25 protein-coding genes and 1 pseudogene are annotated in these 25,416 nt (G+C 67.3%); 7 read left to right on the plus strand and 19 right to left on the minus strand.

Annotated features, from left to right (window positions below):
- The 3 genes from ACYDAT_RS03480 to ACYDAT_RS03490 all read left to right on the plus strand — a co-directional run bounded on the left by ACYDAT_RS03480 (position 1) and on the right by ACYDAT_RS03490 (position 3,136).
- The gene (locus ACYDAT_RS03480; protein ID WP_461448485.1) at positions 1-909 is read left to right on the plus strand and encodes a ribose-phosphate diphosphokinase; all 909 of its coding nucleotides are present in this window, start codon (positions 1-3) and stop codon (positions 907-909) included.
- Entirely contained in the window at positions 906-2,324 is a 1,419-nt protein-coding gene (locus ACYDAT_RS03485) for an MBL fold metallo-hydrolase (protein WP_461438193.1), read from the plus strand. Before ACYDAT_RS03480 ends, ACYDAT_RS03485 begins: the two co-directional genes overlap by 4 nt.
- 371 nt (positions 2,325-2,695) lie before the next feature.
- A complete protein-coding gene (locus ACYDAT_RS03490; RefSeq protein ID WP_461438194.1) occupies positions 2,696-3,136 on the plus strand; it encodes a biotin/lipoyl attachment domain-containing protein in 441 nt (146 codons plus the stop codon).
- A gap of 118 nt (positions 3,137-3,254) precedes the next feature.
- Here ACYDAT_RS03490 and ACYDAT_RS03495 read toward each other — a convergent pair whose 3' ends face one another.
- The 3 genes from ACYDAT_RS03495 to ACYDAT_RS03505 form a co-directional block, all read right to left on the minus strand.
- The gene (locus ACYDAT_RS03495; RefSeq protein WP_461438195.1) at positions 3,255-4,637 is read right to left on the minus strand and encodes a cytochrome C; all 1,383 of its coding nucleotides are present in this window, start codon (positions 4,635-4,637) and stop codon (positions 3,255-3,257) included.
- Positions 4,638-4,854: 217 nt separating this feature from the next.
- Positions 4,855-5,898: a glycosyltransferase family 9 protein gene (locus ACYDAT_RS03500; RefSeq protein ID WP_461438250.1), complete on the minus strand. Its 1,044-nt coding sequence runs from the start codon at positions 5,896-5,898 to the stop codon at positions 4,855-4,857.
- A 115-nt stretch (positions 5,899-6,013) separates the two neighbouring features.
- A complete protein-coding gene (locus ACYDAT_RS03505; RefSeq protein WP_461438196.1) occupies positions 6,014-7,519 on the minus strand; it encodes an amidase in 1,506 nt (501 codons plus the stop codon).
- A 146-nt stretch (positions 7,520-7,665) separates the two neighbouring features.
- Between ACYDAT_RS03505 and ACYDAT_RS03510 the strand changes: the two genes are divergently transcribed.
- Positions 7,666-7,788, plus strand: a complete 123-nt coding sequence (locus tag ACYDAT_RS03510) for a hypothetical protein (RefSeq protein ID WP_461448509.1) — start codon at positions 7,666-7,668, stop codon at positions 7,786-7,788.
- 3 nt (positions 7,789-7,791) lie between these two features.
- On the opposite strand, the pseudogene ACYDAT_RS03515 reads toward ACYDAT_RS03510, so the two are convergent.
- From ACYDAT_RS03515 to ffh, 5 genes and pseudogenes are all read right to left on the minus strand, one after another.
- Positions 7,792-8,034, minus strand: a pseudogene (locus ACYDAT_RS03515) (CZB domain-containing protein); the annotation flags it as partial.
- A gap of 103 nt (positions 8,035-8,137) precedes the next feature.
- Entirely contained in the window at positions 8,138-8,623 is a 486-nt protein-coding gene (locus tag ACYDAT_RS03520; protein ID WP_461438198.1) for an SET domain-containing protein, read from the minus strand.
- A complete protein-coding gene (locus tag ACYDAT_RS03525) occupies positions 8,515-10,335 on the minus strand; it encodes a phospholipid carrier-dependent glycosyltransferase (protein WP_461438199.1) in 1,821 nt (606 codons plus the stop codon). The genes ACYDAT_RS03520 and ACYDAT_RS03525 overlap by 109 nt, the downstream gene beginning before the upstream one ends.
- A 34-nt stretch (positions 10,336-10,369) precedes the next feature.
- On the minus strand, positions 10,370-11,353 hold the full coding sequence (locus ACYDAT_RS03530) for a glycosyltransferase family 2 protein (RefSeq protein ID WP_461438200.1): 984 nt from the start codon (positions 11,351-11,353) through the stop codon (positions 10,370-10,372).
- 114 nt (positions 11,354-11,467) lie between these two features.
- Positions 11,468-12,844 (minus strand): signal recognition particle protein, encoded by a 1,377-nt coding sequence (gene ffh, locus ACYDAT_RS03535; RefSeq protein WP_461438201.1) that lies wholly within the window; start codon positions 12,842-12,844, stop codon positions 11,468-11,470.
- Positions 12,845-12,920: 76 nt separating this feature from the next.
- Between ffh and ACYDAT_RS03540 the strand changes: the two genes are divergently transcribed.
- Entirely contained in the window at positions 12,921-13,712 is a 792-nt protein-coding gene (locus tag ACYDAT_RS03540; RefSeq protein ID WP_461438202.1) for a cytochrome C assembly family protein, read from the plus strand.
- An 82-nt stretch (positions 13,713-13,794) separates the two neighbouring features.
- Positions 13,795-14,166, plus strand: coding sequence for a PilZ domain-containing protein (locus ACYDAT_RS03545; RefSeq protein ID WP_461438203.1), 372 nt, complete (start codon positions 13,795-13,797; stop codon positions 14,164-14,166).
- A 16-nt stretch (positions 14,167-14,182) separates the two neighbouring features.
- Here the strand turns inward: ACYDAT_RS03545 and ACYDAT_RS03550 are convergent, their stop codons facing one another.
- The 11 genes from ACYDAT_RS03550 to ACYDAT_RS03600 form a co-directional block, all read right to left on the minus strand.
- Complete coding sequence (locus ACYDAT_RS03550; protein ID WP_461448486.1) at positions 14,183-14,650, minus strand: OsmC family protein; 468 nt, start codon at positions 14,648-14,650, stop codon at positions 14,183-14,185.
- A gap of 126 nt (positions 14,651-14,776) precedes the next feature.
- On the minus strand, positions 14,777-16,150 hold the full coding sequence (gene radA, locus ACYDAT_RS03555; RefSeq protein ID WP_461438205.1) for a DNA repair protein RadA: 1,374 nt from the start codon (positions 16,148-16,150) through the stop codon (positions 14,777-14,779).
- 73 nt (positions 16,151-16,223) lie between these two features.
- Complete coding sequence (locus ACYDAT_RS03560; RefSeq protein ID WP_461448487.1) at positions 16,224-17,348, minus strand: patatin-like phospholipase family protein; 1,125 nt, start codon at positions 17,346-17,348, stop codon at positions 16,224-16,226.
- A gap of 329 nt (positions 17,349-17,677) precedes the next feature.
- A complete protein-coding gene (locus ACYDAT_RS03565; RefSeq protein WP_461448507.1) occupies positions 17,678-18,463 on the minus strand; it encodes a 3-hydroxybutyrate dehydrogenase in 786 nt (261 codons plus the stop codon).
- A gap of 70 nt (positions 18,464-18,533) precedes the next feature.
- Positions 18,534-19,286, minus strand: a complete 753-nt coding sequence (locus ACYDAT_RS03570) for an acetoacetate decarboxylase (RefSeq protein WP_461438207.1) — start codon at positions 19,284-19,286, stop codon at positions 18,534-18,536.
- A 226-nt stretch (positions 19,287-19,512) separates the two neighbouring features.
- Positions 19,513-20,589 carry an alanine racemase gene (gene alr, locus ACYDAT_RS03575; RefSeq protein WP_461438208.1) on the minus strand — a complete coding sequence of 359 codons (1,077 nt, stop codon included), beginning with the start codon at positions 20,587-20,589 and terminating at the stop codon, positions 19,513-19,515.
- The gene (dnaB, locus tag ACYDAT_RS03580) at positions 20,586-21,977 is read right to left on the minus strand and encodes a replicative DNA helicase (RefSeq protein ID WP_461448488.1); all 1,392 of its coding nucleotides are present in this window, start codon (positions 21,975-21,977) and stop codon (positions 20,586-20,588) included. Before dnaB ends, alr begins: the two co-directional genes overlap by 4 nt.
- A gap of 224 nt (positions 21,978-22,201) precedes the next feature.
- Positions 22,202-22,648 (minus strand): 50S ribosomal protein L9, encoded by a 447-nt coding sequence (gene rplI / locus ACYDAT_RS03585; RefSeq protein WP_461438210.1) that lies wholly within the window; start codon positions 22,646-22,648, stop codon positions 22,202-22,204.
- Between the two features lie 71 nt (positions 22,649-22,719).
- Positions 22,720-22,950: a 30S ribosomal protein S18 gene (gene rpsR / locus ACYDAT_RS03590; protein WP_297905197.1), complete on the minus strand. Its 231-nt coding sequence runs from the start codon at positions 22,948-22,950 to the stop codon at positions 22,720-22,722.
- 11 nt (positions 22,951-22,961) lie between these two features.
- Positions 22,962-23,360 (minus strand): 30S ribosomal protein S6, encoded by a 399-nt coding sequence (rpsF, locus tag ACYDAT_RS03595; RefSeq protein ID WP_461438211.1) that lies wholly within the window; start codon positions 23,358-23,360, stop codon positions 22,962-22,964.
- A 160-nt stretch (positions 23,361-23,520) separates the two neighbouring features.
- Positions 23,521-23,847 carry a HesB/IscA family protein gene (locus tag ACYDAT_RS03600; protein ID WP_461448508.1) on the minus strand — a complete coding sequence of 109 codons (327 nt, stop codon included), beginning with the start codon at positions 23,845-23,847 and terminating at the stop codon, positions 23,521-23,523.
- 103 nt (positions 23,848-23,950) lie between these two features.
- On the opposite strand from ACYDAT_RS03600, the gene asnS reads away from it, so the two are divergent.
- Positions 23,951-25,348, plus strand: a complete 1,398-nt coding sequence (gene asnS, locus ACYDAT_RS03605; protein ID WP_461438212.1) for an asparagine--tRNA ligase — start codon at positions 23,951-23,953, stop codon at positions 25,346-25,348.
- Positions 25,349-25,416: the final 68 nt, after the last annotated feature.

Here is a 25,416-nt window from a genome sequence, read left to right on the forward strand (position 1 = left end):
ATGACCATCAACCTGTACGCCCTGCCCGGCAACGAAGCGCGCGCCGAGCGCATCGCGCAAGCACTGCAGCGGCGCGGGCATGACGCGCGCATCGCTGCCTGCGCCGTGCACCGCTTTCCCGACAGCGAATCGCTGCTGCGCCTCGATCCACCCGCGCCCGACACCGAGTCGGTGCTGGTGTGCACGCTGGATCATGCCGATGCCAGGACCATGCCGCTGCTGATGGCGGCGACGACGCTGCGCGAGCTGGGCGCGCGACGCGTGGGCCTGGTGGCGCCGTATCTCGCCTACATGCGCCAGGACGCGCGCTTCGCGCCCGGTCAGGCGATCTCGGCGCGCATCTACGCGCAACTACTCTCGGCGCATTGCGACTGGCTGCTGACGGTGGATCCGCACCTGCATCGCATCCACGACCTCAATGAGATCTACACGCTGCGAGCGCATGCCCTGCATGCCGCGCCGCTGCTGGCGGAGTGGATCACGCGCAACGTCAGCCAGCCGCTGATCGTCGGCCCCGACGGCGAAAGCGCGCAATGGGCCGAGGACGTGGCGCAGCGCATCGGCGCGCCGGTGCTGGTGCTGGAAAAAACCCGGTTGGGCGACAGCGCGGTGCGCGTCAGCGTGCCCGATCTGGCGCGCTGGCCGGGGCACACACCGGTGCTGATCGATGACGTGATCAGTTCTGGTCGCACCTTGATCGCCGCGCTTGAACACCTGCGCGTGTTGCGCACGCCGCCGCCAGTGTGCGTGGCCGTGCATGGCCTGTGCGTCGGCGACGCGCTGCCGGGCATCCTCGCCGCCGGCGCGGCACGCGTGGTGTGCAGCAACAGCGTCGCGCACGACGCCACGCCCATCGACCTGACCGAGTTGCTGGCCGACGGCATCGTCACCATGCTGGCCGCGCCATGATCCGTTTCTCCAGCCACGGCGCCGCCAAGCAGGTCACCGGCTCGTGCCATCTGATCGAGACCGAGCGCGCTAGGGTGCTGATCGACTGCGGCCTGTTTCAGGGCAGCCGCGAGCTGGAGGAAGACAACAGCGATGCCTTCGCGTTTGATCCCGCGCGCATCGACGCGGTGCTGCTGACGCACGCGCACCTGGATCACTGCGGGCGCCTGCCGCTGCTGCGCAAACGCGGCTTTCGCGGCGCGATTCTCGCCACTGACGCCACACGCGAACTGACGCGCCTGGTGTTGCTCGATGCCGCCGGTCTGCAAGAGGAGCAGGCGCGACGCGCCGAGCGCCGCGCAGGCCGCAACGGCGCAAACGCGACGCCGCCGCTGTACGGCATCACCGACGCGCTGCGCTGCATCGATGATTTCGCCGCGCCGTTGAGCTACAGCGAGCGCCGCGCGGTGGCGCCGGGCATCCACGCCACGTTCGTCAATGCCGGGCACATCCTCGGTTCGGCCTCGGTGCTGCTCGATATCGAGGACGGCGATGAGCGCTTGCGCGTGCTGTTTTCCGGCGACATCGGCAACCCCGGCCGGCCGCTGCTGGAGAATCCCGCGCCACCGCCCGCGGCACCCGATGTCGTGATCATGGAAACCACCTACGGCGACCGCGACCACCGCTCGTGGCAAGCCTCGGTGGACGAGTTGGTGCAGGCCGTGGCAATAACCCTGCAGCGCGGCGGCAACGTGATCATCCCGACCTTCGCGCTGGAGCGCGCGCAAGAGGTTTTGTACGCGCTGTACAGCGGCATTCGCGCCGGCGCGTTGCCGCAGCGCCTGCCGGTGTTCCTCGACTCGCCGATGGCGATTTCGGCCACGGAAATCTTTCTCGCGCATCGCGGCGCGCTGCGCGCGAGCTTTGTCGAGGAGCTGACGCAACACGATCCGCTGCGACTGCTGGGCTTGCGCATGACGCGCGACACCGCCGCGTCCGTGGCCATCAACCAGATCCGCGGCGGCGCGGTGATCATGGCCGGCTCGGGCATGGCCACCGGCGGGCGCGTGCGCCACCATTTGCGCCACAACCTGTGGCATGCGGACAACAGCATCGTGTTCGTCGGCTATGCCGCGCGCGGCACACCGGCGCGACAGATCATCGACGGCGCGCAGCAGATCCGCCTATTTGGCGACGACATCGTGGTGCGCGCGCAAATCCACACCATCAACGGTTTCTCCGCGCACGCCGGACGCAGCGAATTGCTGGCATGGCTGCGGCGTTGCGGCCAGCCACGGCGCGTGTTGCTGGTGCACGGCGATTACGAGCGCGGCATGCAGGCCTTCGGCGCGCTGCTCGATCGCGAAGGCTACGCATGGCAGATGCCCGGTGCGGGCGAACCCATCCTGCTTGGCGATCGCGCACGGCAAACTTGACCGCGATCAAACTCGGCGGCGTGGCCGGCGCAATGTACGGCGTCGCGCGCATCGCGCTTGCTGCGGGGATCATCATGCCTGATGCAAAAACCGCCACTCCCACGGCCGCCGATCTGGCCAGATCGGTGCCGCTGCTGACACCCAGCGCGGCCCTGCCTTCACTGGCCGCGGCCGGGCGCCTGCCGACCCGGGTGACAACTGTCGGGGGTCGCAGTCCGTCGCGTACGCGATGGACGCGGCATGGCGCTTGTGCCACGAACTTGTTTAGCTGCCGCTTGTATGTTCACAATGTCCCGTGCACGCGAGGATCAAGGTCCGGTTACAGACCTCGCGCGCCGATCCATTCCATGCGTACAACGAGGAGATTGATCATGTCGACCGTGCGCGGTTGTTCGTTCCCCGACGATTTGTTTTACGACGTTGCCAACAATATGTGGTACCGCGAAGAGGCCGACGGCAGCGTGGTCACCGGCATGACCCAGGTGGCGGTCGCGATGGCCGGGCAACTGGTGGCGGTGACGCCCAAGAAGGCCGGCAAGGAAGTGCAGGCGGGCAAGTCCTGCGCCACCATCGAATCGGGCAAATGGGTAGGCCCGGCCAAGATCGCCTTCGATGCCGAAGTCACTGCGGTCAACGACGCGCTGATCGCCGACCCGAAAATGGCCAACGCCGATCCGTACAAGGCCGGCTGGCTGCTGCGCATCAAGCCGGCGGCATGGACCACCGCCAAGGCCGCGCTGGTGCCGGGCACACAAGTGGCCGCACCCTATGAAGCCAAGATGGCCAGCGACGGTTTCGCTGGCTGCGGCTGAGCGGCGCACTCCGCGCCAACGCGCCGGGAGGTTTCGGGTGCGCGCCTCGGTGGGACTGGATTGCAAAACACGGCCACGCCCAAACCTGGGGCGCGGTCGGTGTGCGTTGTGCGTCGACTCAGAATGCAATCCAGACGTAGCCATACAAGGTGTTGTTGTCATGCGCGTTGCGTCCCGCGCCGTCGTAATTGCGGGCCGCGCCGTCGAACAACGTGTAATAGATGTACTGCAGGCCCAGGCGCAGATTGACCCAGGGCTGGTGCCATGAAGTCGACTTGCCGAATGGGTTGTAGTCCACCTCCAGCATGCTGCCCTGCGTGGTCGGCGAGCCGGTGCGGCTGGCATACAGCACGGGATCGGCAGTGCCGCTGTCGCGGAACACGGCCATCTGCACCCCATAGGTGTTGTCGAGCCAGTACGCGCCGTTGAGCTGGACCGCATCGACGGTATTGCGCAGGTTGCTCGATCCACCCCGGCTGTAGGTGCCATTCAGGGTCTGCTCCTCATTCACCCACAGTCCGTTGCAGGTGAAGATGTTGCGCCCGCTGCCGAGGAACTGGTAACTCGCATCCAGGCCCAGATCGCGATACGCGTTGTACGGCCCCGGAATGGAGATCGGGTTGCCCCGCGCATCAGTGCCGACCTGACCCTGGCGTGCATCGAAGTAGAAGCCGCCCACCTCGACATCGCCCGAGCCCACGCCGCGCGTATAGGCCACCCGCGCATAGGGCGCGGCGCCGACGATGCGGCCGTTGAACCCGGCATTGAGGCGATTGAGCAGCGCGGTCGACAGCGTGCGGTAGAAGCCCGCCTCCGCATACCAACTGCCATCGAACATGGTGTAGGCCGTCATGCCGGCAACCTGCTGCTCGAATCCACCCATGATCGCCGGTGTGGCCGGCGGCGGATAGCCAAGATCATCCGTGGTGTAGGGGTACATCCACGCCGGCGCGGTCTGGAACACATCCGAGACCGTCGGGTTGTTGTTGAACGACAGACCGAACACGCCGCCCTTGCCGTTGCCCAGCGTGTAATTGTGCGCGTAGCGCACGTCGGTGTTGTCCCAACCCAGCAGGCCACCATTCTGTGAATAAGTCACTTGACCCAGCATGCCCCAGTGGTCGGCGAGGCGGCCGCCGTAGAACAGTGAAACCTGCTGCAGCTCGGAATTGTCGTTGTCCTTGAAGCCGCTGGCGGGCGGAGTTGGCCGACCCTTCCGGGTCGCCGTGAACGATTCGATCGCCATCATCGACACATGCGTATCCCAGCCGTTGTGCACGTCCAGCCGATAACCGTCGAGCTTGAACTGGCGCCCGAACGGCGTCAGTTGCGGACCGAAGCCGCCGATATGGCAGGCCACGCAAGGCTGGCCGGTCTCGCGCGCGAACATGGGCACGGCCTGCGCCGGCAGCGCCGGCAGCAGGGCCAGCGCGCCCGCGCCGAGCAGGAGCGTGCGATGCAGCCAGCGCAACGCGCGCGGCGCGGCAAGCGATCTGCTCATTGCAATCTCCAACAGTGCATCCCCCGGACGATGCGCGCACAGCGTGGGGGACGCGATGCCGTGCGTTCTTGACATGAATCAAAGCCGACTCATGCCGTAAGGTTCTCGATGCAAGCACGTGAAGCGCCGCCCATCATGCCCGGCTGCAACGGAGCGTAGCAGCGCCTGGGCGGTATACCGATATGCCAAGGTGTTGCCGCCGCAACCGGCGCAATCATCACGCGCACGGCAACAACTGCAGTGCCGCGCGCGCGATATCCGCGCTCGCGAGACTCTGCGTCACCAGCGCGCACTGACGTGCGCCATAAGGTCCGTAGCGCGACGGATCGGTAGCCTGGAACAACCCTGCCAGCGGCACCCCCGATGCTGCCGCCAGATGCATCAGCCCCGAGTCGGCCGCGATCAGCAGATCAAAGCTGGCGCAGACCGCCGCCGCCGCGCGCAGCGGCGCGGCATGCAGGCCGGGCAGGTTCGGCAGCAGCGGCTGGCCGTGCGCCGGCACGATCTCGGCCAGCCGCACCCGCGCCATCTGCGCACGCAGCGCGGCGATCAATGCCTGCCAGAACGCGCTGTCATAGCGCTTGGCGCCGGTGGCCTCGGCGAACAGGCCGATGCGTGGCGCGGCGGTATCACGCAAGCCCAACAAAGTGCTGACGCGCGCCTCGGCAGTGGCGCGCTCGTCCACACGCAGGCGCAGCGCCAGCGGCGGTAGCGGAGCACCCATATCCACGCCCAGCGCCGCGCGCAGCATGCGCACCGGCATCTGCGCCTGATGCATGCCGCACTGCGCGTAGGGCACAGCGTGGGTCAAGCCGGCCGTGGCATCGCCCTCGCCCATGCCCACGCGCCAGCGCGCCGCGCTGCGCGTCACCGCCCAGCGCGCCGACTGCGAGCGTTCGGCAGCATCCAGCGCCAGCGTGTAACCGCGCCGCGGCAGGGCGCGCCACAGCGCCCACAGCGCGCGCGGTTGATGCAGCGGTCGTGCACTGAGCGTGTCCACGCGCGCCACCGCGGCGTAGCCATCAAGCAGACACGCCGCGAACGGCGGCCCGGCCAGCACGTCGACGCGCGCCTGCGGCAGCAGGCGTTCAAGCTCTTGCAGCAGCGGCGTCAGCAGCAGCACGTTGCCCAGGCGATGATTGGGCCGCGCCACCAGCACGCGCGCAATCGCCGTCGCGTCGATCGGCGCATTGATATCGGCTTGCGCGCGCGTGCGCAGCAAGCGCCTGACCACGGCGCGCCGCGCGGCCTGCCAGTCCATGCTCACGAGGAAAATTTCATCTTGGGCATCGCGCGAGTTTAACGGGCGCGCGCGCAGTCGGGAGTAGTAGAAAGTGGGGAATGGGGAATCGAGAGTGGCGCGGCTGTCCGACTCCCTACTCTCCACTTCCTACTTCCGCGCCACCGGGCTCCCGGCTCGCCCACGGCTGCGCGTGCTCCAGCTCGGCGGCCAGCGCGAACAGCAGCGTCTCGCTGCCAAAGCGGCCCATGAACTGCACGCCCACCGGCTGGCCGCTGTCGGTCTGCTGCAACGGCACGCTCATCGCCGGCACGCCGGTGAGATTGGCCAGCTGTGTGAACGGCGTGCGCGCGAGGTTGTGCATGGCTACCCGCTCGACGGTGCCCAGCCGGCGCAGCAGGCTGCCAGCGCGCAGTTGCGCGGCCAGGGCCAGCAGGCGTTCCTGCGACGGCGTGGGCGCGAGCTCACCGATCAGCGGCGGCCGGTCGGCCGTGGTCGGGGTGAGCCACAGGTCATAGTGCGTGAAATGGTCGCCCAGCGCGCGACCAAAATCGTTCCAGTGATGGTGGCTGCGCATGTACTCGCCGGCGCTGATCGCCTCGCCAATCGCCGCCAGCGCGCGCGTGGCCGGCTCCAGCTGCGTGACGCGCGCCTGCGGATGCAGCGCGCGCAGCTCGCGCACCTGCGCCGCGACCTCGCCGAAATACAACATCAGATAAGCGCGCATCAGCGCCATGCCGTCGATGCGCGGCGCGGCCTCCACGACCTGATGCCCGAGTTTCTGCAGCAGATGCGCGGTGGCCTGCACCGCGGCGATGCACTCCGCGGCCACCGGCGTACCCAACGGCGACGCGGTGCTGAAGGCGATGCGCAGGCGTGGCGGCGGCGCCTGCGTGGCGGCGAGAAAAATGCCCCTGGGCGCGATCTCGAACGGATCGCCCGGCGCCGCGCCGGCCACGGCGTCGAGCAGCGCGGCGCTGTCGCGCACGCTGAGCGTGAGCGCGTGCTCGCAGGCCGCGCCCATCCACACCTCGCCATCTTCCGGGCCGGGGCTGACACGACCACGGCTGGGCTTGAGTCCGAACAGGCCGCAATAAGCCGCCGGAATGCGGATCGAGCCACCGCCGTCGTTGGCACCCGCGGCCGGCACGATGCGCGCGGCCACCGCCGCGGCGCTGCCGCCGCTGGAGCCACCGGGCGTGCGCGTGATGTCCCAGGGATTGCGCGTCACGCCAAAAGTCTTCGGCTCGGTGTAGGCCACCAGCCCCCACTCGGGCACGTTGGTCTTGCCGAAGATCACCAGCCCGGCGCGCTTGAGCCGCTGCACCAGCACGTCGTCCTGCACCGGCACGTAGTCGCGCAGCGCGGCGCTGCCCATGCTCATCGGCACCCCGGCATAGGCCTGCATCAGATCCTTGAGCAAATAGGGCACGCCGGCGAACGGCCCTGGTGGAATCCCCGCACGCAGCGTGGCCGCGGCTTCGACATCCATGCGCCGCACCAGCGCATTGAGGCGCGGTTGCGCGCGATCCGCGCGGCATTGCGCGGTGTACAACAACTCCGCGGCGCTGACCTCGCCGCGCGCCACCAGCGCGGCCAGACCCAGCGCATCGTGGCGGGCGTATTCGGAGAACTCCTGCATGGCGCGACCCCACGCTGCAAAACGCAAGCATGCCGCAGGTCGCGCGCGCCGGCATCACGCCATGCGCAACATTCAGTTCACGCGCTTGCCCGACCGCGCGAACAGTTTGGCCAGCAAGTGCGCGAAAACCGCCCCGAAGCCGGCGCATGTGGCCCGCGCGCCAGCACCCGCAGCGCCTCGCGCATGCGCCCGTGCCGCACCTGATCCGGTACGCTCGCGGCATGCACGTGGAATTCGGCATGGTGATCGACCAGTTCGACAAACAGTGAATGCCGCTGGAACTGCTGCCGGCCCTCGCGATGCAGCCACTTGCCCAGCGGGCACTGATCGTCGCGCGCGACCACGGCAGGATCGGGCCGCTCCCGGCTGGTGCCGTCGATCACCTCGCGCGAACGACCCCTCCAGGGTATGCGCGCGTTGATCGCGACACGAAATCCAGCCCGGCAGGCGCCGGGACGGCGCCGACTGGTTCTTCCGGCCACCGCTTCAGCCAATCGAACATGACACCCCCTCACGCGCCGCCGGAACGCGGGCCAGGCTTTCGATCAAGATCGCCACCGCAATGACTGCCTTGGTGAATGCCACTTTCGGCAAGATCGTGCTGCGTGTCACTCGGAGTCATTCGGGCCTGCGCCGCCGCGCGCGCGGCTGCAGCAGCGTGCCGCTGCAGCGCGGCATGCCGCAACGACAAGCCCACAACCGTTTCAGGCGCGACGTATGCGGCACTTCCAGCACGATGCCGTAATTGTAGGTGAGCTCCTCGCCCGGGGCGATGTCGCGCAGCGCCACGATGATGACGCGATCGCGGCGTGCGTCGCCGTCGATGTTCACATGCACCTCGGCGCGGCAGTTGGGCGCGCAACTGTGATTGATCCAGCGCGCGCTGTTGCCGCCCTGGTTGCCGTCGATGATGTAGCTCTCGTTGAGATTGAACAGGAACGTGTGGCCCTGCTCGACGCTGCCGCCGTAGAGCCGATCGGCCTCGGCGTGGGTGATCAACCGTCCCCTGTATTCGAGGACGCGGCGGGCAGCAGCGAAGGGGGTACGGGCGAACACGCCGTTGCCGTGGATGGCGGAGCGGCGGACAAGGAAACGTGCGGGCATGCGGCGGATGTCGCGAACGGTGGCGCGCGATTATCCACGCTGGCCTGCGCATGCGCATCCGCCGCCACAGGCGGGCGCCGCACCAGCACCCACCTGGGCGACGTGGCGATCACGCGCATCGGCAGACCCTGCAGCAGCAGCGCGGCGAAACGCGGCGGCGTGATCACCGCCAGCGCATCGGGCTGCGCGCGCCAGGCGTGTTGGAAAGCCGTCAAGGACCACAGCAATTGCGGCTGCCAGCGCAGGCCGTCGCGCAAGTCGTAGGGCGCCTCGCCCACCAGTGTTACCTGATGCCGCAGGTAAAACGGCAAACCGCGCTGCAGCGTGTCGACCATGTAGATCGGTGCATTCGGCTTCAGCCACGGCTGCATCGCAGCCGACAGCGGTGCCGCCGAATAGGCCGGCGCCAGCGCCTGAAAGCCGATCAGCGCCGCCTGCATCAGCCCCAGGCCGGCGCAGGCGGCCACGCCGACGCCGGCCAGCTTGCGCCCGCGCCATGCCAGCCACGCCGCCACGGCCAACGCCAAGGCCACCAGCATCATGATCCAGGCCAGATGCCGCGTGTAGCCATGAAACACGGCGGCCAAGGCAAGCAGGTCACTCGGTACATGCCACAGCAGCGCTAATGGAATGGCGATCAGCAGCAGAGCGGCTGCAATCGCGATGCCGATGCCGAGAGCGCGCGCACGCATGCGCGCGATGGCGTCGCCGATCAGCAGCGCCACCGCCGGGAACACCGGCAGCAGATACAGCGGCAGCTTGGAATGCGAGACGCTGAAGAACACGAAGATCATCAGCACCCAGATCCACAGCAGTTTGCGCGCATCGAAACCCGTCTGCCGCGGCGGCACGCGCAGCGCCGCCGGCAGCAACGCCAGCCACGGGAACATGCCGATCACCAGCACCGGCAGGAAGAACCAGATCGGATGCGCACGATCATCGCGATCGGTGAGAAAGCGCGTGAACTGCTGGCGGATGAAGAAATAATCGAGAAACTGCCCGTGGCGCAGATTCAGCGCGATGAACCACGGTAGCGCCAGCATCAGCAGCAGCGGCAGTCCCGATAGCCAGTGCATGCGTTTCAGCAGATGCCACTGGCGCGTCCACAGCATGTAGAAAAACAGCGCGCCACCGGGGAACACCACGCCGATCAGTCCCTTGGACAGAAACGCCGCGGCCATTGCCGCCCAGGTGAGCAACATCCAGCCGCGTTGCGCGCGCGCCGAGGCATCCGGCAATTGCGCCAGAATGAACGTGCACAGCGACAACCCGAGAAACGCACTCACGCCCAGATCCAGCGTGTTGAGGTGGCTGCCGACGACCCACAGCAGACTGCTGCCAAGCACCAGCGCGGCGCTGATGCCAGCGGTACGCCCGAACGCGCGCGCACCAGCCCAGCCCACCGCGAGCATGCCCAGCAAACCGGTCAGCAGACCCCACAGGCGCGCGCTCCAGTTGCTGGCGCCGAACGCCTCGTAGGCCAGCGCCGTGCCCCAGTACTGCAGCGTGGGTTTGTCGAAAAACAGCACGCCGTCATAGCGCGGCGTGACCCAGTTGCCGCTGGCCACCATCTCGCGCGGCACCTCGGCATAGCGGCCTTCATCGGGCTCGAGCAAGGAACGGTACTGGCTGCCGGCAAACCACAACCCCAACCACATCACCAGCAGCACCAACAGCGCCGCGCGGCGTTGGCGCGCAGTTGTTGTCGTCACCAGCGACCCCCATGAAAACGCCACGCAACGCGCATCACGGCATCGCGTCCGACGGCGGCGCGGCGGCTCCAACGCTGGCTTCGATCAGATACAGCGGGCGCTGCTTGACCTCCAGATAAGTGCGCCCGACGTACTCGCCGATGATGCCCAGCGCCAGCAGTTGCATGCCACCGAGGAACAGGATCGCGACGATCAAAGAGGCGTAACCGGGCACGCTGATGCCCCACACGAACACCTTGAGCACGATCCATGCGCCATACGCGAAGGCCAGCACCGAGGTCAGCACGCCGACCCAGGTCGCCAGGCGCAGCGGCATGGTGGAGAACGAAGTAATACCCTCGACCGCGAAGCGCCACAGGCGCCCGTAGTTCCACTTGGTGGCGCCGGCGGCGCGCGGCGCGCGGTCGTATAGCACCTGTGCCTGCGGATAGCCGATCCACGCGAACAGACCCTTCATGAAGCGCTGGCGCTCACGCAGTCCGGCCAGCGCGCGCAGCGCGCGCGCCGAGAGCAAACGAAAATCGCCGGTATCCTGCGGCACCGCGGTGGCCGAAAGCCGGCGCATCAACCGATAAAAGACCGCCGCGGTCAGGCGCTTGATGCCGCTCTCGCCCAGCCGCCGCCGGCGCGTGGCGTAGACCATATCGGCGCCCTCGCGCCAGCGCGCGATCAATTCGTGGATCACCTCGGGCGGGTCTTGCAGATCGGCATCGATGACCACGCAGGCGGCCACGTTGTTGGCACGCGCCACGGCATCGAGGCCCGCGGTCAGCGCCGTCTCCTTGCCGAAATTGCGGCTCAGCTTGAGTCCGTGCACACGTGGATCGAGCCGGGCGAAATCCCGCGCCAGCGCCCAGCTCGCATCGCGACTGCCGTCATCCACGTAAAGCACGCGCGCGGGCAGATCGAGCGCGTCGAGCACGCGCAACAGCCGCGCCTGGAATTCCGGCAGTACCTCGGCCTCGTTGTACATCGGCACCACGACCCACAAGGCTGGCGCAGGGCGCGATTCGTGCATCGAGTTCTCCAGTGACATGAGCGCGACGCGAGGATTTCGCGCGGCGTGGCCGCGACCGCGGAAAGAATGGGCCACGCACGGCGCTGGCGAGTCTAGCGCTGCATCGCAATCGCTTCAGCGCATGCCCGCGCCGGGCGGCAGGCCGCCACCGCGCAGCGCGCCCTGCATCTGCCGCATCATGCCCTTGATGCCACCGCGCGAGATTTTCGACATCATCTTTTCCATCTGCTGGTACTGCTTGAGCAGGCGGTTGACATCGGCCGGTTGCATGCCGGAACCGCGCGCCACGCGTGCGCGTCGCGAGCCGTTGAGCAGGTCGGGATGGCGGCGCTCCTTGCGCGTCATCGAGTTGATCACCGCGATCATGCGCCGCACTTCGCGGTCGTTGACCTTGGACTTGACGCTGTCCGGCAGCCCCGACACGCCGGGCAACTTGTCCATCAGCCCGGCCAGACCACCCATGTTGAGCATCTGCTCGAGCTGGTCCTTCATGTCGTTGAGGTCGAAGCGCTTGCCCTTGGCGACCTTCATCGCCAATTGCTGCGCCTTGTCCTGATCGACCTTGCGCTCGACTTCCTCGACCAGGCTGAGTACATCGCCCATGCCGAGGATGCGCTGCGCGAGACGATCCGGATGGAACGGCTCCAGCGCGTCGGTTTTCTCGCCGGCGCCGAGGAACTTGATCGGGCGGCCGGTGACATAGCGCACCGACAGCGCCGCGCCGCCGCGCGCATCGCCGTCGGTCTTGGTCAGGATCACGCCGGTCAGCGGCAGCGCCTCGGCAAAAGCCTTGGCGGTGGTGGCCGCGTCCTGGCCAGTCATGGCATCGACCACGAACAGCGTCTCGACCGGCTTCAGCGCCGCGTGCAGGGCCTTGACCTCGTCCATCATCGCGGCGTCGATCGCCAGCCGGCCGGCGGTATCGACGATGAGCACGTCGGCGACTTCACGCCGCGCCTGCTCCAGCGCGTGGCGCGCGATGGCCACCGGCGTCAGCCCCGACGGCGTGGCGATGAAACCCACCTCGACCTGCGCGGCCAGCGTCTGCAACTGCTCGATGGCGGCGGGACGGTACACGTCGCAACTGACCACCAGCACTTTCTTCCTGGCGCGCTCCTTGAGGAAACGCGCCAGCTTGGCCACGGTCGTGGTCTTGCCCGCGCCCTGCAGGCCCGCCATCAGCACCACCGCGGGCGGTGTCGCGGCCAGATCCAGCGCGGCATTGGCGGTGCCCATCAGCGCTGTCAGCTCGTCGCGCACCACCTTCACCAGCGCCTGGCCGGGGGTAAGGCTCTTCAGCACCTCCTGCCCCACCGCGCGCACCTTGACGCGCTCGATCAGCGCCTGCACCACCGGCAGCGCGACATCGGCTTCGAGCAGCGCGATGCGCACCTCGCGCAGGCTCTCGCGGATGTTTTCCTCGGTCAGCCGGCCGCGGCCGCGCAAACGCTCGACGGTAGCGCCAAGGCGCTGGCTGAGGGTCTCGAACATGGGGGTGCAATCAGGCGGAAAGCGCGCAGTATAGCGGTGCGATCGCAGCCCGGCCCCGCTGTGCCACACTTTGCGCATGCTGCCGTTGACCTTTGCCGCGATCGCGCTGTATCTGGCCGCCGCCGCGCTGCTGGCGCGGCCGGTGCTGGACGGACGCGAGGCACCGCGAGGCACGGCGCTGGGCGTGGCGACGCTGGCGGTGCTGGCGCACGCCAGCGAGATCGCGCTGGCGCATCGCGGCGCGCTGGACTTGCACTTTTTCGCCGCGCTGTCGCTGATCGCCTGCGTGATCGCCGCGCTGACCCTGATCGTCAACCTGTGGCGCCCGGTCGCGGCGCTGGGGGTGATCCTGTTTCCACTGGCCGCGGCGCTGTTGGCGGTGGATGTATTTCTGGCGCCGCCGACGGCGCCGTTGCAGCTCGACTGGCAGATCAAGCTGCACGTGACCCTTGCGCTGCTGAGCTACGGCCTGCTCTCGATCGCGGCGCTGCTGGCGCTGTTGCTGGCGTTTCAGGAGCGCTCGCTCAGGCACCACCGCATGCCCGCCTTCCTCGGCGCGCTGCCGCCGCTGACGCTGACCGAAACGTTGATGTTCCGATTGATCAGCGCCGGTTTCGTGCTGCTTAGCCTGACCCTGCTCAGCGGCGCGCTGTTCGTGACCAATCTGTTCGACCAGCATCTGGTGCACAAGACCGTGCTCTCGATTCTGGCCTGGCTGGTGTTCGGCGTGCTGCTGCTGGGGCGCTGGCGCTGGGGCTGGCGCGGGCGCCAGGCGGTATGGCTGACGCTGGCCGGCATGGCGGTGCTGATCCTCGCGTTCTTCGGCACCAAGTTCGTGCTGGAACTGCTGCTGCGTCGTAGCGGCTGAGCCGCATCGGTCGGCGGCATGGCTTGCCGCGCACGCTGCAGCATGCGCACAATCGCGTCACCGCCCTGCGGATCGCAACGTCATGGAAGCCTCGCGCCCGTCCTGCGAACGTCGTCGTTTCCAGCGCATCACGCTGCAAGGCGCGGTGAAGCTGTACGCGCGCGACGGCTCCTGGCCCGCCGATCTCATCGACTTGTCGCTGCGCGGCGTACTGGTCTCGCACCCCGCCGGCTGCGATCAAGCACCCGGCACGCGCTTTCGCATGGATCTGCGCATCTTCGAGAGCCTGCCGGTGAGCATGGGCGTGAGCTTGGTGCGCGCCGATCCGACGCAACTGGCCTTTGCCTGGGATCGCATTGATCTGGACAGCTTCGCGCGCCTCAAGCGCCTGCTCGAGTTGAACGTGGAGCAACCCGAACTGCTGCATCGCGAACTGGCGGAGCTGGGGCGGTAGCGGTGGGGCTCGGGGCTCAAGCCTGCGGCGGCGGGTGCAGTTGTTTGCCGCTGCTATCGAGCACGCGCGCCGCGACCGCGATGCCCTCGCGCACGCTCTGCGTGACCACGCAGAAATTCTCGAACTGCTGCAGGATGCGCTCCAGTTGCGCGTGATGCTCGCCCGGCTCGGCCAGGCGCAGCTCGATCTCGGCGCGTGCAATGCGCCAGCGCCCTTCAGCGTTGCGTTCGGGCGTGGCGCGCACGCTGGCGGTGATCGGACCGGGCTGATTCTTGAACTTGCGCAGCGCGAATACCAGGCTGGCCGCCATGCAGTTGCCGATCGCCGCCAGCAGCAGGCGCGAGGGATTGGGGCCTTCATCGTGGCCCAGCGGTGATGGCTCGTCGCTGAGCAGGGCCTGCAGTTGCGTGCCCTCGAACTCGATGCGGAAGGCGTAATCGCCCACCTGGCTGATGTGCAGACGCAATTCGTCGCTGGCGCTCATCGCGAAATCTCCTTGTCAATTTGCAAAACCGGGCATCCTACCGTGGTTTGCAAGCAAACGATCGCGGCAGGGCCGCGCCACCTTTGTCGCGGTTTTCCAACCGCTCTCCTGATGTTGCGCTGAAGTCTACAGGCTGACCGCCAGCGCCTGATCGAGGCGCTCGACGGCGATGATTTCCATCGCGCCATGATGGCTTTTCTTCGGCGCGTTGGCACGCGGCACGATGGCGCGCTCGAAGCCGTGGCTGGCGGCTTCCTTGAGGCGCTCCTCGCCGTTGGGCACCGGGCGGATCTCGCCGGACAGGCCCACCTCGCCGAACAGCGCGGTCTTGCCGGCCAGCGCGCGATCGCGAAAGCTGGAATGCACCGCCAGCAGCACCGGCAGGTCGGCCGCGGTTTCCTGCACGCGGATGCCGCCGACGATGTTGACGAACACATCCTGGTCGTACACCGCCGCACCGCCATGCCGGTGCAGCACCGCCAGCAGCATCGCCATGCGGCTGCCGTCCAGGCCCAGCGCCACGCGCCGCGGATTGGCCAGCGGCGAGGCATCGACCAGCGCCTGCACCTCGACCAGCAGCGGGCGCGTGCCCTCGCGCGTGACCATCACCGCGCTGCCCGGCGTCGGCCCGCTGTGCGTGCCGAGAAAAATCGCCGAGGGATTGGGCACCTCGCGCAGGCCGCGCTCGCTCATGGCGAACACGCCCAGCTCATTGACCGCGCCAAAGCGGTTCTTGAACGCGCGCAGCACGCGGAAGCGGCTGTCGGCATCGCCCTCGAAATACAGCACCGCATCGACCATGTGCTCCAGCACGCGCGGACCGGCGATGCCACCTTCCTTGGTCACGTGCCCGACCAGAAACACGCTGGTGCCGGTTTCCTTGGCATAGCGCACCAGGCGCGCGGCGGTCTCGCGCACCTGGCTGATGGAACCCGGCGCGGCGCCAAGTTGTTCGCTCCACAGCGTCTGCACCGAATCGATCACCAGCAACTGCGGATGCGCGGCCTGCGCGTGTTCGAGGATGCGCTCGATGCAGGTTTCGGCCAACCCGTGCAGAGGACCGAGTTCCAGTCCGAGGCGTTGCGCGCGCGCGGCGATCTGCGCCAGCGACTCCTCGCCGCTGACGTACAAACCCTTGAGGCGCGCACCCAGCGCGCCCAGCATCTGCAGCAACAGCGTGGATTTGCCGATGCCGGGATCGCCGCCGACCAGCACCACCGAACCCTGCACCAGGCCGCCGCCGAGCACGCGGTCCAGCTCGCCGATGCCGATCAGGCTGCGCGCCTCCGCCTGCAGCGCCACTTCGGTCAAGGGTGTGATGCGCGCGCTGATCTGCCCGGCATAGCCGCTGCGCTTGACCACCGGCACAGCGCGCGTGACGGATTCCAACACGATTTCGCTCAAGGTGTCCCAGGCGCCACACGCCGCGCACTGGCCCTGCCAGCGCGTGTGCTCGGCACCGCACTGATTGCAGACGTACGCGGTTTTCGCCTTGGCCACGACCTGCTCCTGATCGGAGCGCGCAGCATAGCGAGTCGGCGTCGCGCACCGTGAGACGCCGTGTGCGGCGCCATCAGCCACCACGATGCAGGTCGTGGGTACGGAACGGGTGCGCGGCAGCGGGCAGCGCGAACCAGTCGGCGTGCGCCAGCGTGGCGCGCGTGTCGGCGCGGCCGGCGCCCCAGTGGCGCAGCATGGCGCGGCGGCCGAACTGGTAGTCCTTCTCCTGGCCGTCTTGCGGCTTGTCGCGATAAATCATGTGCACGACGTTGTAGCGCTCGTCGCGCGCCATCGCCTCGACCTCGCGGCAGAACGCATCGTGCTGCGCGCGCGGAATGCGCTGCAGCAGCTCGCGCAGGATGTGGCGCTGCTCGTGCGCGCGCTGCAGCAGGTCGGTAAACGCGCGCGTGCGGCTGGAGAATTGAATGTCCTTTTGCCGCGACAGCACCTGCGCCAAATCCCTGGGCAACGCGCCCTCGGCGTTCCACAGATCCACCTGAAACACCAGCGTGTTCTGCTGGGGATGTCCGCCCAGCACCTGCAGCAGCGGCGTGTTGGATACCAGCCCGCCGTCCCAGTAGAACTCCTTGCCCACCTGCACCGGCGGAAAGCCCGGCGGCAACGCGCCCGAGGCCATGATGTGCTCCGGCCCCAGCTTTTGCTCGGCGCTGTCGAAGACCTCGAAGTTGCCGCTTCTCACATTGACCGCGGCCACGCTGATGCGCATCGGACCTTGATTGAGCAGCTCGAAATCCACCAGGCTTTCCAGCGTGGCGCGCAACGGCGCGGTGTCGTAGAAGCTGGTGAAGTGCGGGCTCTGCAGCAGATTCTGGCGCGGATGAAAAAATCCACGCTGGCCTTCCATGATCGCGCGCAGGCCCTCGATATGGCCTTGCCACTCGCGCAACGGCGCGGGCCATTCCAGTGCGTCCTCGAACAACTCCCACGGCGAGGGCGGCAGCAGTGGCTGACGTGTCACCAGTTGCCAGAATTCGCGCAGTGCCTTGACGCGCTGCGCGGGTGGATTGCCGGCGATCAGCGCGGCATTGATCGAGCCGATGGAAATGCCGGCGATGCGATCGATGCGCACCGCCGCCGCGTCCAGCGCCTCGTAGATGCCGCCCTGATAAGCACCCAGCGCACCGCCACCTTGCAGCACCAGCGCGGTTTCGCCGTATTGGGCGAGGTTCTTGTGCAACGGATCTGTCGCGGCGGCAGCGGCCGTTGCAGGCGTGGCGTGAGCGGGCGCGTCGATGCGCGCAGCCGCAGCGCGTGCCGGCGCGCGTTCAGTGCGTGCGGGTGTGCGTGTGCGTGTGCGTGTCGGTGTAAGTGTCGGTGTGCGCGCCACGGGCTTGCTCCTGTGCAGTGATGGCCTGTGTGCAGCAGTCTGAAAAACCGCTCCGACACGGGGGCGTACCGCCGCGACGAGTACGTCAGTGCTTGTCGCGACAAAGGTGGCGCGGCCTGGCCGCGACCATTGGCTCGCAAACCGCGACAGGAATGCCCGGTTTTGCGAATCGATCCATCTCAGTTCATGAACCAGCCATGGCTGGCGATGACCGACTGCCCAGTCAGCGCCGCCGTGGGGAATGCGGCAAGAAACAGCGCTAGGTTGGCGATGTCGGCGGTGGTGGTGAACTCGCCGTCGACCGTGTCCTTGAGCATCACGTTCTTGATCACGTCCGCCTCGCTGATGCCCAGCTCCTTGGCTTGCTCGGGAATTTGTTTTTCCACCAGCGGTGTGCGCACGAAGCCGGGGCAGATCACATGCGAGCGCACGCCCTTGTCGCCGCCTTCCTTGGCCAGCACACGTGCCAGCCCTAGCAGACCGTGCTTGGCGGTGACGTAGGCGCTCTTCAGCTTGGACGCCTCGTGCGAGTGCACCGAGCCCATGTAGATGACCACGCCCGACTTCTTCGCGTACATGCCGGGCAGCACCGCCTTGGTGGTGAGGAAGGCGCCGTCGAGATGGATGGCGAGCAGTTTCTTCCAGTCAGCGAAGGCATAACTCTCGATCGGATTGACGATCTGGATACCGGCGTTGGACACCAGAATATCCACCGCGCCAAAAGCCCTGGCCACTGCCGCGCAACCGGCGTTGACCTGGGCCTCGTCGGTGACGTTCATGGCCACGCCCATGGCCTTGCCGCCGGCCTTGTTGATGGCTTCTGCGGTGGCCTTGGCGGCCTCCAGATTCAAATCGGCGATGGCGACCTTGGCACCGGCGCGGGCGTAGGTTTCGGCGATTTCATGGCCGATGCCGCTGGCAGCGCCGGTGACGATGGCGGTCTTGTCCTTGAGACTGAGCTGCATGTTCATGGTGTGACTCCTGGCTTGCGAATGGATGGACGAATGGGCTTGCGAAAGCGTCGCGCGCACGCGCTCATCTTGCGCGCGGCCTGGCCAGATAATCGTGCGCCACGCGCCCGAGGCCGAGGGTGAGGTCGGTCAGCACGTGCACCGCCGAGACCACTTCCAGCACCGGCAGATCGGTCACCGGCGCCAGCGCGTGCTGGTGCAATTCCAGCGCGGCGGGGCCGCTCCACGCGCCCTTGACCACGAGATCGTCGAGGTCGTACTCGACCAGCTCGCAGATGCGCGGCGTGCAGTCCACGTGCGGAATGATCTTCAACAGATAATTGGGCGCGCTCAGGCTCTTGCGCACCGCGTCCAGATCCAGCGCCTTGTGCTTGAAGCCCATGGTGCCGGTGGCGATGCGCACCGGACCGTAATCGAGCGTACCCAGCAGGGTGTCTTTCTCCACGCGCAGCGTCGGCTTGCCCATGGTCTTGGGAAAACCCCAGATCTCGCGGCCACCGGCCAGCGGCGCCTCGTCGTCGAGAAACATCGCGATCTGATACGTGCCCGGCTTGCCCTTGTAGGTCACCGGCACGACCTGACCCGACTCGTGGTAGTGGCCAAAGCCGGTCGAATCTGGCATCGAGATGAATTCGAACTTCACCGTGTCATCCAGCGGCTGCAACGGCTCCGGCACCAGCGCGCGCAAGCGTGCCGGATCGGTGCGGTAGGTGATGACGAAAAACTCGCGATTGACGAAGCGGTACGGACCGCGCGGATAGGCGGGGTGCGCCAGTGGCATGGCAAACGCCTGCTTGGCGACATCGATTTCTTGCATGGGAATTTCTCCTGATCATCGAGGCAGGGCCGCACCTGTGCAGGACTGCCCGCGAGAGAGCGGCGCGCAAGGCTGCGTCAGCGCGACTGCACCGGCGCGCTGATCCAGCCACGGCGCGGCACACGGAAGTCAGACTCGCTGCATCGCAGCAAAGTTCATCCCGCGCGCAGCGCGGGTTCAGCTTGACGCGCTGCGATGGCGCGCCGATGACGGCGGCGCGCGGTCCTCAACCCTCGACGAACAACACCCGTCGGGTCACGCCGCAGGTCAGCTCGTAACTGATCGTGCCGGCGGCGGCGGCGATGTGCTCGACCGGCAGATCCGGCCCCCACAACACCACTTCGTCGCCAACCTGGGCGTTGGGCACGACACGCAAATCCAGCGCCAGGAGGTCCATCGACACGCGCCCGATCAGCGCCACCTCGCGTTCGCGCAGCAACACCGGCGTGCCACTGGGCGCGCTGCGCGGATAGCCGTCGCCATAACCGATCGCGGCGATGCCCACCGGCATGTCCTCGGGGCAGCGCCAGGTGCCTGCATAGCCGATCGATTCGCCACGTGCGACGCGGTTGATCGCGATCAGGCGCGTGGCCAAACGCATCGCCGGCGCCACGCCATGATCGGTGCCGGTTTTGCCCGCGACCACCGACAATCCATACAGCAACCCGCCGGCGCGCACCCAGTCGCCGCGTGCCGACGGCCAGCCCAGCAGCGCCGCCGAATTGGACAGCGAACGCGGCCCCGGCAGACCGCGCGTGGCGGCGGCGAAGGTTTCGATCTGTTGCGCGGTGACCGGATTGACGAACTCGTCCGAGGCAGCGAAATGCGTCATCAGCACGATCTCCGGGGACACCTGCGGCAGCCGCGTCAGGCGCGCATGCACCTCGGCCACGCGCGCCGGCGCGAAGCCCAGCCGGTGCATGCCAGAATCGATCTTCAGCCACACGCGCAACGGCGCGCCGCCAGCCTCGGCTTCCAGCCACTCGAGTTGGCTGGGGTGATGGATCACCGCGTCCAGATCGAGGCGGCGCAGTTCAGCCAGATCGCCCGGCGCATCCGGTCCGGACAAGACCACGATGCGCTCGTCGTGCCCGGCCGCGCGCAGGCGCTGGCCGTCGGCGATGGCGGCCACACCAAAGGCATCGGCGCCAGCAAAGGCGCGCGCCACGCGCTCCAGGCCGTGGCCGTAACCATCGGCCTTGATCACCGCCATCAGTCGCGCAGGCGCGGCCAGTGCGCGCAGGCGCGTGAGGTTGGCCGTCAGTACCGCGAGATCGATGTGCGCGACGGCCAGTCGACTCACTCGAAACTCCCGCCGTACTGGCCTGGATCATAGTTCTCGAACTTGGTGTAGCGACCCAGAAAAGCCAATTTGAACGTGCCGGTGGGACCGTTGCGCTGCTTGCCGATGATCACCTCGGCAAGGCCCTTGTCGGGTGAATCCTTGTGGTAATACTCATCGCGGTAGATGAACATGATCACGTCGGCGTCCTGCTCGATGGCGCCGGACTCGCGCAGGTCGGCCATTACCGGGCGCTTGTCGGTGCGCTGTTCCAGGGATCGGTTGAGCTGTGACAGCGCCACCACCGGCACGTTGAGCTCTTTGGCCAGCGCCTTGAGGCCGCGCGAGATTTCCGAGATTTCAGTGGCGCGGTTCTCGGTGTTGCCGGGGACCTGCATCAGTTGCAGGTAATCGATCACGATCAGGCCGAGGCCGTGCTCGCGCTGCAGACGCCGCGCGCGCGCGCGCAGTTCCATCGGCGCCAGTGCCGGGGTGTCATCGACGAAGATGTGCGCACCGCTGAGCAGGCTCATGGCATTGGTCACGCGCGGCCAGTCCTCGTCGGGAATATCGCCGTTGCGCAGTTGCGTCTGGTCGATGCGCCCGACCGAGGACACCAGACGAAAACCCAACTGCGTGGCCGACATTTCCATCGAGAACACCAGCGCGGTTTTCTTGCTGCGCAGTGCGGCGTGCTCGGCGATGTTCAGCGCGAACGCGGTCTTGCCCATGGCCGGGCGCGCCGCGACGATGACCAGATCGGAGGGCTGCAGGCCCGAGGTCAGGCGATCCAGATCGGTGAAGCCGGTGGCCAGCCCGGTGAGCTGGCCACGGTGCTCGTAGCGCTCTTGCAGCAGGCGCAGCACCTCGCGCGCGGTTTCGTGCATGCCGACGTAGCCCTGCCCGGCGCGCTTGCCGCCCTCGGCGATGGCGAACACGCGCTGCTCGGCCAGATCCACCAGCTCGCGCGTGGCGCGGCCCTCGGGGCGGTAGCCGTCCTCGGCGATGGACACGCCGGCGTCGATCAGGCGGCGCAGCAGGGACTTCTCGCGCACGATCTCGGCGTAGGCGCGCACATTGGCGGCGCTGGGCGTGTTGTTGACCAACTCGGCCAGATAACCCATGCCGCCGACATCGCCGGCCTGCTGCTGCGACTCGAACCACTCGCCCAGGGTGATCGCATCGCAGGGCTGGTTGCGCTCGATCAATTGGCCGATGGCGGCAAAGATCAGGCGATGATCGCGCCGGTAAAAATCTTCGGCGGTGACCAGGTCGGCGATGCGATCCCATGCCTCGGGCTGCAGCATGATGCCGCCCAGCACCGCCTGCTCGGCCTCGATCGAATGCGGCGGAATGCGCAGACTGTCGATGGACGGTGCGGGCTTGCGTTCGGGCATCAGGGAAGGCATGGAAACTCCGGCTTGCGCGGTGGCCGGGCGACGCGCGGCCAAGCGGGGATGATGGACCGCGGCGCGACAGGGCGGAAGAGCACAAGCCTGTGGATAAGCTGTGCGCGAAAGTGCGCCTGCGGCGTCGCAGTGCCTGCGACGCGATCACGCAGTGCTGGAGAAAATGCAGTGAAAAACGACGGGCGCCCAGGGCGCCCGTCGTGGTCAAGCAGCGCAGCGTGGAATCACAACGCCTGCACGATCACCTTGATCGCGGCATTGACATCAGCATGCAGAGCCAGCGTCAGGCTGGATTCGCCGGTCGCGCGGATCGGGCCTTCAGGCATGATCACTTCGCTTTTTTCCACGTGCAGACCGCGCGCGGTAAAAGCCTCGGCGATTTCGCGCGGACCGACCGAGCCGTACAACTTGCCTTCCGGGCTGGCATTGACGCTGAGGCTGACTTCCTGGCCATCCAGCGCGGCGCGGCGCGCCTCGGCGGAGGCGAGCAGCGCGTTGTGCCTGGCTTCGAGTTCGGCGCGACGCTTCTCGAAGTCGGCCAGATTGGCCGCCGTGGCCGGTGCCGCCTTGCCGTGCGGCACCAGATAATTGCGGCCATAACCGGGTTTGACCTGGACCTTGTCGCCGAGGTTGCCCAGGTTTTTCACTTTCTCAAGCAGGATTAGTTCCATGGTGGTATCCGTATTCGTCAGCGCCACGCGGGCGCAACCTTGCGGGTGTCCGAATCAGCGCAAGCGCCGGCTCAGACGTCGTGCGCGTCGGTGTAGGGCAACAGCGCCAGGAAGCGCGCGCGCTTGACCGCCGTGGCCAACTGGCGCTGATAGCGCGCCTTGGTGCCGGACACGCGGCTGGGCACGATCTTGGCGTTCTCGGTGAGGTATTGGCGCAGGGTGTTGAGATCCTTGTAGTCGATCTCGGTCACGCCCTCGGCGGTGAATTTGCAGAACTTGCGGCGGCGGAAGAATTTGGACATGGCGATGCTCCTCAGGCGGCCTGTTCGCGCGATTCGACGGCGCCTTCGCCGTCCTCGTCACGACGCCGCGGCGACTTGGACTCTTCCTTTTCCTTGGCCTTCAGGATCGGCGAAGGCTCGGTCACGGCATCGTCGCGACGTGTGATCAGATGCCGCAACACGGCATCGTTGAAGCGGAAGCCCGTATCCAGCTCGGCCACGGTCTTGGCGCCGCACTCGATATTGAGCATGGCGTAGTGCGCCTTGGCCAAGTCCTGGATGGTGTAGGCCAGTTGGCGACGGCCCCAGTCCTCGATGCGATGGATCTTGCCGCCATCGGTCTCGACCAGGTTCTTGTAACGCTCGAGCATGGCCGGAACCTGCTCGCTCTGGTCCGGGTGGACCAGAAACACGACTTCGTAATGACGCATGCTGTGTCCTCGTGGATGGCCCCGAAAGGCGCAGCCTCCCGACGCGACCACGGGCCGGCGGTGAGGCAAGAGCTGCCTGCACGCGGCAGACAGAAGCGGAAGTGTAGCCGCGGCGCGGCCTGCGCGGCAAGCCGACCGCGCTTGCACTGGCGCGGCGGGATCAGCCGACGGTGAAGCTCTCGCCGCAGCCGCAGGCGCCGGTGGCGTTGGGATTCTCGAACACGAAAGCCGCATTCAGGCCCTCGCGACGGAAGTCCACCTGCACGCCCTGCAGCATCGGCAGGCTGGCCTCAGCCACCACGACCGGCACGCCCTCGTATTCGGCCAGCAGATCATCGGCACCCAGCTCATCGGCCAGATCGACCACGTAGCTGTAACCCGAGCAGCCGCTGCGCTTGACCGAAAACCGCACCGCACGCGCATCAGGCTGATGCGCCAAAAACTCGGCGCAACGCGCACGCGCGGCGGCACTGAGGGTGATGGGCAGAGATGCAACGTTTTTCATGCTGGCAGTTTAGCGCGCGCGCGGGGCTCGGGTACGATCCGGGTTTGGCCGCAGGCGCGCGAGCGCACCCGAGGAGCGAATGACCATGGCGATCTTGAGTGTCAAGCAGGCTCTCGCGGGCGCGCAGTCCGGCCACAGCGTGACCGTGCAGGGCTGGGTACGCACGCGGCGCGACTCCAGGGCCGGGCTGTCGTTCATCAACCTGTCCGACGGCTCGTGTTTCGCGCCGATCCAGATCGTCGCACCAGCCACGCTGGGCAACTACGAATCCGAGATCAGGCGCCTCGGCGCCGGCTGCGCGCTGCGCGCCACCGGCCTGCTGAGCCCTTCGCAGGGTCAGGGACAGTCGTTCGAGATCCAGGCCAGCGCCATCGAGGTGACCGGCTTCGTCGAAGATCCCGAGACTTATCCGATCCAACCCAAGGCGCATTCACTGGAGTTCTTGCGCGAGGTCGCGCACCTGCGCCCGCGCACCAACCTGATCGGCGCGGTGGCGCGCGTGCGCCACACCGCGATGAGCGCCATCCATCGCTATCTGGGCGCGCAGGGTTTCGTGTGGGTGAACACGCCGATCATCACCACTTCCGATGCCGAGGGTGCCGGACAGATGTTCCGCGTGTCCACGCTGGACCTGGCCAACCTGCCGCACACACCAGGCGGCGGTATCGATTTCGACAAGGACTTCTTCGGCAAGGAGGCGTTTCTCACCGTCTCCGGCCAGCTCAATGTCGAGGCCTACTGCCTGGCGCTGAGCAAGGTGTACACCTTCGGGCCGACCTTCCGCGCCGAGAACTCCAACACCGCGCGCCATCTGGCCGAGTTCTGGATGGTCGAGCCGGAGATCGCGTTTGCTGATCTGGGCACCGACGCCACGCTCGCCGAGGGTTTTCTCAAGGCCATCTTCAAGGCCGTGCTGGACGAGCGCATGGATGATCTGGCGTTCTTCGCCGAGCGCGTCGAGCCCACGGTGATCAGCCGCATCGAGTCGTTCGTGCGCGAGCCGTTCGCACGCATCGATTACGGCGAGGCGATCAGTATTCTGCAAAACGCGCCGCGCAAGTTCGAGTTCCCGGTGGCCTGGGGCATCGACTTGCAGACCGAACATGAACGCTATCTGGCCGAGGAGCACGTCGGCCGCCCGGTGGTGGTGATGAACTATCCCGAGGCGATCAAGGCGTTCTACATGCGCCTCAACGACGACGGCCGCACCGTGGCGGCGATGGATGTGCTGGCGCCCGGCATCGGCGAGATCATCGGCGGCAGCCAGCGCGAGGAGCGCCTGGATTATCTCGACCGGCGCATGCAGCAGTTCAAGCTCGATCCGGCGCACTACCAGTGGTACCGCGATCTGCGCCGCTATGGCAGCGTGCCGCACGCCGGTTTCGGCCTCGGCTTCGAGCGCCTGCTGTGTTATCTGTGCGGACTGAGCAATATCCGCGATGCCATCCCCTACCCGCGCACGCCGGGCAGCGCGACGTTCTGAGCGCGGTGAACATGGCGTCCGCGGCGCCGATCCTGGGGGCCTCGCGCGCCATGCGCGCAGTGCTCTGG

Source organism: Metallibacterium sp. (assembly GCF_054637675.1).

What these genes read in the sequence shown, in the direction of transcription:
- rplI (WP_461438210.1), bottom strand. Translation starts at nt 22,648, where the DNA reads ATGGAACTAATCCTGCTTGAGAAAGTGAAAAACCTGGGCAACCTCGGC.
- ACYDAT_RS03500 (WP_461438250.1), bottom strand. Translation starts at nt 5,898, where the DNA reads ATGGACTGGCAGGCCGCGCGGCGCGCCGTGGTCAGGCGCTTGCTGCGC.
- ACYDAT_RS03510 (WP_461448509.1), top strand. Translation starts at nt 7,666, where the DNA reads ATGTGGCCCGCGCGCCAGCACCCGCAGCGCCTCGCGCATGCGCCCGTG.
- ACYDAT_RS03530 (WP_461438200.1), bottom strand. Translation starts at nt 11,353, where the DNA reads ATGCACGAATCGCGCCCTGCGCCAGCCTTGTGGGTCGTGGTGCCGATG.
- rpsF (WP_461438211.1), bottom strand. Translation starts at nt 23,360, where the DNA reads ATGCGTCATTACGAAGTCGTGTTTCTGGTCCACCCGGACCAGAGCGAG.
- dnaB (WP_461448488.1), bottom strand. Translation starts at nt 21,977, where the DNA reads ATGCCTTCCCTGATGCCCGAACGCAAGCCCGCACCGTCCATCGACAGT.
- rpsR (WP_297905197.1), bottom strand. Translation starts at nt 22,950, where the DNA reads ATGTCCAAATTCTTCCGCCGCCGCAAGTTCTGCAAATTCACCGCCGAG.
- ACYDAT_RS03565 (WP_461448507.1), bottom strand. Translation starts at nt 18,463, where the DNA reads ATGCAGCTCAGTCTCAAGGACAAGACCGCCATCGTCACCGGCGCTGCC.
- ACYDAT_RS03480 (WP_461448485.1), top strand. Translation starts at nt 1, where the DNA reads ATGACCATCAACCTGTACGCCCTGCCCGGCAACGAAGCGCGCGCCGAG.
- asnS (WP_461438212.1), top strand. Translation starts at nt 23,951, where the DNA reads ATGGCGATCTTGAGTGTCAAGCAGGCTCTCGCGGGCGCGCAGTCCGGC.
- ACYDAT_RS03485 (WP_461438193.1), top strand. Translation starts at nt 906, where the DNA reads ATGATCCGTTTCTCCAGCCACGGCGCCGCCAAGCAGGTCACCGGCTCG.
- ACYDAT_RS03550 (WP_461448486.1), bottom strand. Translation starts at nt 14,650, where the DNA reads ATGAGCGCCAGCGACGAATTGCGTCTGCACATCAGCCAGGTGGGCGAT.
- ACYDAT_RS03545 (WP_461438203.1), top strand. Translation starts at nt 13,795, where the DNA reads ATGGAAGCCTCGCGCCCGTCCTGCGAACGTCGTCGTTTCCAGCGCATC.
- ffh (WP_461438201.1), bottom strand. Translation starts at nt 12,844, where the DNA reads ATGTTCGAGACCCTCAGCCAGCGCCTTGGCGCTACCGTCGAGCGTTTG.
- ACYDAT_RS03520 (WP_461438198.1), bottom strand. Translation starts at nt 8,623, where the DNA reads ATGCCCGCACGTTTCCTTGTCCGCCGCTCCGCCATCCACGGCAACGGC.
- ACYDAT_RS03490 (WP_461438194.1), top strand. Translation starts at nt 2,696, where the DNA reads ATGTCGACCGTGCGCGGTTGTTCGTTCCCCGACGATTTGTTTTACGAC.
- ACYDAT_RS03570 (WP_461438207.1), bottom strand. Translation starts at nt 19,286, where the DNA reads ATGCAAGAAATCGATGTCGCCAAGCAGGCGTTTGCCATGCCACTGGCG.
- ACYDAT_RS03505 (WP_461438196.1), bottom strand. Translation starts at nt 7,519, where the DNA reads ATGCAGGAGTTCTCCGAATACGCCCGCCACGATGCGCTGGGTCTGGCC.
- ACYDAT_RS03540 (WP_461438202.1), top strand. Translation starts at nt 12,921, where the DNA reads ATGCTGCCGTTGACCTTTGCCGCGATCGCGCTGTATCTGGCCGCCGCC.
- ACYDAT_RS03495 (WP_461438195.1), bottom strand. Translation starts at nt 4,637, where the DNA reads ATGAGCAGATCGCTTGCCGCGCCGCGCGCGTTGCGCTGGCTGCATCGC.